This window comes from Blastomonas sp. CCH1-A6 (assembly GCF_001556365.1).
GTDB lineage: Bacteria > Pseudomonadota > Alphaproteobacteria > Sphingomonadales > Sphingomonadaceae > Blastomonas > Blastomonas ursincola.
In genome coordinates this window covers 1-2,237 of the sequence record NZ_LSIS01000282.1, presented here as the reverse complement: position 1 = coordinate 2,237, position 2,237 = coordinate 1, and the positions used below count along the sequence as shown (strand labels likewise).

Genomic DNA, 2,237 nt, shown 5'->3' with positions numbered 1-2,237 from the left:
GGCCGTCGATATCCTCGGACAGCGAGATGGTGATGGTGCCGGAGATGGATTGCTGCCCGCCGTTCATCGCCGCGCGCGCCTGCCCGAGCGGGACGATGTTGCCGTTCTGCGCGGGCTGGAACAGCTCGACGCCGCCCGCGCCCGCCGCCTCGTTCACGCGGTAGAGCCGTCCAGCAGACACCGGGCCGCCAGACGCGCGGCCTGCGAACAGCGAGGCGAACGAGAGGATGCCGCCGAAGCCACCCCCGCCGCCTCCGCCGCCGAACAGGGACTCTGCGAGCGGGCGGATAACGGCCTGCTGGATTGCGATGCGCAGAAGGTCGGCGACGATCTGCTTGGCCACGCCGCTGAACACTTGGCCGAGCGATTTGGCATTGACGATCGCATCGACCAGCCCGTCGTTGAGCGACTGCAGGCCATCGACCGCGACGCTCTCGAACTGGTCGTTGATGTTCGCGCCGGAAATCCCAAGGTCGCGCAGGAAGCGCTGGCCTGGCGACTGGTTGGCAATGCCTGCCTCGCGGCGTGCCTGGTTCTGCAGCGCGTCGAGCACAGCAAGGCGAGCGCGGGCGATTTCCTTTGCCGTCTCGCTGCTGCCGATGGTGGCGAGCACGAGTTCCTGCTCGGCTCGTTCCTGGCTGAACTGCAGGTCGATTAGCCGCGCCTCGAGATCGGCGCGCTCTTGGCGCGTCTCGGCCAGCTGCAGCGCGGCGCGCGTCAGATCCTGCTCGTTCTGATTGCCCGCGGTTGCAAGATCGAATTGCTGACGAGCGTAATCATCCACCCGGCGGATCGCATCGGTGAGGGTCGCGCCGACATCACGCAGCTGCCGCGCTGCACCGTCAATGTCGGATTGCGTGAGGGACGATGCGGACGAAGCCGGGACTGCGCCCCGGGCCCGAGACACCCGCGCGGCAGGCGGCGCACCGGCAGGCTTTGGCGGCGCAGGCGGCTCAAATGCGGCTTCGGGAAGGGCTGCCGCGATCTTGGCTCGCTCGTCTAGGTCTTTGATGCGATTGCGAAGCGTGCGGATCGTGTCAGCACGCTCGCTCTGCCTGCGCGAGCGCTGGTCTCGGCCGCCAGTGATGAAGTCTGCCACCGGGGCGAGGATTGAGACAGCCTGTCCGGCGCGTCGGCTCAATCGCTGATCCGCCTCAAGCTTGGCCAGCTGGTTCTTGTTCGCGGTGCGCTCGCGTTCAATGTCTGCCAGCGTTGCCAGCTTTGCGTTCTTGGCCAGTAGGGCGGCCTGGTCTGCAGCAAACTTGTATGCGTTGCCAATGCCGATGATGAGGGGGTTCGCCGACTGCGCCGCGTTTCCACCCTGCGTTATTCCACTCGCGGCCTCACCGGCTCGCTGCGCAGCCGCATCAAGTCGGGCGCGCAGGTCGTCATAGGCCTGCGAAAGGCGCTCGGTCTCTGCCTGCGTCTTGGCCGCTTCCGTCGCCACATAGCCAAGGCCCACAGCAACGGCCGTGATCGCAAGCCCGACCGGTCCGCCGAATGCGCCAAGCAGAGCTGTGCCGGCACCGCCCGCTGCGATGGCCGTCCGCGTGAGGTTGGTGACAAACCCTACGCCAAGCGCGGCAGAGAGAACCGCAACCGCCGGGATCACGACGTCGAGGTTGTCGGCAAGCGCCTGGATGCCGGCGGCAAGCGCCTGGCTGGCGCCGCTGGTCTTGCTGGCCTCGCCGACATACACCGTCAGCTGGCTGTTGAGAGACTCGAAGGCCCCCGCGATCGTCAGCGTCGCTTTGCTGGCTTTGCCTTCAAGCTCCGCCGAGCCGTTGAGAATGGCCTGGAAAAATTGCTCGCTACTGACCTTGCCGTCCACCACGGCTTGGCGCAGCTTGGCGACCGATCCGCCGAACTGCTCGGTATTGGCCGCAAGCTGCAGCAGCGGGCGCAAGCCGCCTTCGTTGATCTGGTTGAACTCCTCGGCGCGCACCGTGCCGCTGGCAAGCGCCTGCGTCAGGCCGAGGATAGCCCCCTGCGCCTGCGCCGCGCTCGTGCCCGTGATCTTGAGCGATTGCGCCGTTGCCTCGGTCAGCGTGATAAGCTGGTCTTGGCTGGCACCGAGTTCCGAAGCCGCCTGCGACGAGTTGCCGAACAGCCGAGCCAGCTCCTCGATGTTGACGCCATAGCGGCCCGAGAGGTCGAGCAAGCGCTGTTGCACATTGGCGAGGTTCTCGCCCTCGAGCCCGGCGACCTTGAGGCTGTTCTGCAGCCGGGTATAGCTG

Annotated in this window: 1 protein-coding gene; it reads right to left on the bottom strand. The window is 66.7% G+C overall.

From position 1 onward, the window contains the following. Positions 1-2,237: tape measure protein (locus tag AX735_RS13385; RefSeq protein WP_066281080.1), on the bottom strand; the 2,237-nt coding region annotated here is incomplete at both ends.